Source organism: Candidatus Halocynthiibacter alkanivorans (genome assembly GCF_003333265.1).
Taxonomy (GTDB): domain Bacteria; phylum Pseudomonadota; class Alphaproteobacteria; order Rhodobacterales; family Rhodobacteraceae; genus Halocyntiibacter_A; species Halocyntiibacter_A alkanivorans.
In genome coordinates, this window is record NZ_QOLB01000013.1 from 1 (window position 1) to 3,090 (window position 3,090).

The 3,090-nt window shown below is 53.0% G+C and carries 3 protein-coding genes; 2 read left to right on the forward strand and 1 reads right to left on the reverse strand.

Annotated features, from left to right (window positions below; genetic code table 11):
• The first annotated feature begins 341 nt into the window (after positions 1 to 341).
• Entirely contained in the window at positions 342 to 620 is a 279-nt protein-coding gene (locus tag DWA01_RS24080) for a DUF2798 domain-containing protein (RefSeq protein WP_473206055.1), read from the forward strand.
• A 263-nt stretch (positions 621 to 883) separates the two neighbouring features.
• Here the strand turns inward: DWA01_RS24080 and DWA01_RS00170 are convergent, their stop codons facing one another.
• Positions 884 to 1,552: an ureidoglycolate lyase gene (locus DWA01_RS00170; RefSeq protein WP_200832463.1), complete on the reverse strand. Its 669-nt coding sequence runs from the start codon at positions 1,550 to 1,552 to the stop codon at positions 884 to 886.
• Positions 1,553 to 1,707: 155 nt separating this feature from the next.
• Here DWA01_RS00170 and DWA01_RS00175 point away from each other — a divergent pair, with 155 nt between their 5' ends.
• Positions 1,708 to 2,577 (forward strand): LysR substrate-binding domain-containing protein, encoded by an 870-nt coding sequence (locus tag DWA01_RS00175; protein ID WP_114283621.1) that lies wholly within the window; start codon positions 1,708 to 1,710, stop codon positions 2,575 to 2,577.
• The last annotated feature ends 513 nt before the right edge of the window (positions 2,578 to 3,090 follow it).

Sequence of the window (3,090 nt, forward strand, 5' to 3'; positions counted from 1 at the left end):
GACCTGGTTTGCGGAACCCTTCAGGGCCAGCGGTCAAAACCGCGCAAACAGGCCGGACACATGACTGCTTCTGACAACAGTGCCGATCATCTCAAAAATGTCTTGCTATGCAGGGGCCATCCACACAAGCCGTTCGCTTCGTTAGGTCTGAAAGTCCCCTGAACGCAACGAAGTTGTCATTCCAGACATTAAGAACACGCTTTGCTTTGTGGGAGGTGTCACGAAGTACCAACGACTGAGCCCCTCAACGAGGCGGGAGGCCAGCATACTTCGACCGCCGCGCAAGTCTCCCGCCTCGCCTGCCCCGAACGTCTGATTGAAATCGAAGCGCCCACCGTGGCGTGAGCGCGGTCTCTCCAGGGACGCAACCCAGCACGGCTCAAACCGCTCACTCCCAACCATCCGGCGACAAACGAACCCGACTTGTGTTCCGATTTCTGCTCTCCGGACTCATGGCGACCATTTTCGCTGGGTTAATTCCGTTTCTGACCCTCGGCATTACCGTCGGAAGGTTCAAGGCATGGGCTTTTGGAATTGTGATCAGCTGGCCGCTGGGGTTCGGGATCGTCTCACTGGTTAATCTGCCCCTCATGCGGCTCGCTGTTCGACTAACTCAATAGTCGCTGACTGAAAGAACGTGTCGTACTTTCAGTCAGGACATATTGAGACTGCAGAGGAGACAGCATAATCCTTGCTCTGCACCGCTGCATTCACAGTCGAACAACATGGTCTGCCTTGGGCGCGAACCGTTACAGCTTCAGCAAAGTAACGCTTCAGCTCAACGCGACTTTCCCCAAAAGAAGAAGCGAGCGACCCTCGTCTGCCAGGACATGTGAAACAGAACCGTTGAGTTCCTAATCAGACGCCAATGCGGTTTGGTCGGTCATGATGTGACCTTTGCAGGAAGCGGAACGGACAGGTAAACGCCGAACTCCCGCCCAATGTCACAGCTGACGCGGGCGTGCACTTTTCCCTGCCGATCGAGGAATCTTTGGTTGTCTTCGACCGGGAAAATGCCCTCGTGCCAAATACTTGGACGAATATACAGTCCGCGCGAACCGTCACACCAAAAGGCGACAACTTTATCGGGTGTCAAATCATCGCCTGGTAAGGCGAGCGGGACCACAAATGGCTTATTATCGAGCGGAAAAAATAGTTGCCCGCCATCGGGATGATAATTCATATGCCACAGTAAAACTTTATCCCGGGGACACGTGGCTTCATCCGCAGATGCCTGTTGCGGGTCCGTGGACCATCCCAGAACATAATTTCCGTTGACGGCTTCGTTGGCACCATAAAGAATATCACCCTTCCAATTGCCATGGAACGTGCCTTCGACATATCCGCCTTCATCACCGGTTCCTTCATCAATCGGACGCCATCCCGGTGCCGGCCAACGCACGATTTCGATGTCAAAAGTATCCGGATCGTCCACAAGGCATCCATATTCTTTGACCGATTCATCCGTCGCGATGACAAGCGGAACATTGAAGTGTTCAAGCGACGGTTTCTCGGATGCGTCAAACATGTAATTTGGCGATGATTGGGTCATTTCAATTTTTCGATCTCGTTGGAGTAGCGCGGTGCTGCGGTTTGTACCTGAACATCAAGAGTGGAAACGGCCGACCTAGTCAAATTTAAATTATATCAATTTTCTTTTGTAAAACCTATACTCCACTGAGACGCCTCAATCAGTGAAAGCCGAAGATGTCCTTTGCCCAACTGCGCGCGTTTCACGCGGTCGTCACCCAGGGAAGCATTCAAAATGCTGCGCTAAAACTGAACCTTAGCCAACCTGCGGTCTCCCTCCATATCAAAAACCTTGAGTCGGACAACAACAAGTGCCTGTTTCGCAGGACCGGGCATCGGCTGGTGCTGAACGAAGATGGTCAGGCGTTGTTTGAAGCCACCAGTCGAATGATGCTTGCAGAACGGGATGCGCGGCAGATACTGGCTCCCGGAAGTGATCAACATCACGGCACATTGGTTGTCGGTGCTGACGGCCCTCATGTCGTACTGGACGTGATCGATGCATTTCGCCAACAAAACCCACATGTTCGGGTCAAAACACTGTTGGGGAATGCCGTAGAAACGTGGGCAGTACTTGTCGATATGAAAGTAGACGTTGCGGTGCTGGCCGGATCCCCGGATGATTTCAGAGTTTTCAAACGGACGGTTGCAAAACAAAGCCTTGTTGCCCTGGTTCCACGGGGTCACCGCCTGGCCTCACGGCAGTCTCTTACGCTCGAATTGCTGGCGGACGAAGAGGTTATTTTTCGGGAAACCGGTTCCAGTACGCAAAAGACAATCAGCGCGGGCCTTCAAGCGCGCCAGATGCAACTCTTTCCAACGCTGGTTCTGGGCAGTCGGGAAGCTGTTCTTGCTGCTGTTAAACGCGGTATGGGGATTGGTTTTGCATATGATCGTGAAGTGGAATCGGATCATTACTTTGTTACAGTTCCGGTAGACGGGTTTGAGAATGCGAATAATGATGAAGTCGCTTGCCTGAAGACCAGTCGGAAAACGCCACATGTTAAATCGTTTTTGGAGTGTGCCCGGGAAATATCGAAGACATAGGGCAGAGCGGGTTCTGGCTTTGGTGCATTGGCGCGCAATCATATATCCCTTGCGCATGGTTCTGATGGAATGGACGGCGGCACATTTTCGGGTCGAATGTACAGCCAGAGGCGCGTTTCCCCCGACCAGCATTGCCGGTTTCCTTCATCACTGCGCCGTAGGAACGAATGTCGCCGGTCACTATTGCATGCAGCGTTCCAAGCGGGTTTCATGGGTATTCAGAGAAGATTGCGGCTTCGTTATTTCGGCGTCTGGTTACACAGGACCACTGGACCACTGGACCACTGGACTAAACCTTCGCGGTCAAAAATCACAATGCGCGTCGACCTGCCGATCGGTCGCGCTACCCGAACCGCAAAAAAGCCCCGCTAAGCAGTCCTTGGTGCGGGCGCAGCGAATGGCTTGTGTGGATGGCCCCTGCATAGCAAGACATTTTTGATATAATCAGTACCTTTGTCAGAAGCAGCCATGTGTCCGGCCTGTTTGCGCGGTTTTGACCGCTGGCCCTGAAGG

Bases quoted from the DNA above. Each gene is read 5' to 3' on its own strand.
- DWA01_RS00170 (WP_200832463.1), bottom strand. From the start codon at position 1,552: ATGACCCAATCATCGCCAAATTACATGTTTGACGCATCCGAGAAACCG.
- DWA01_RS00175 (WP_114283621.1), top strand. From the start codon at position 1,708: ATGTCCTTTGCCCAACTGCGCGCGTTTCACGCGGTCGTCACCCAGGGA.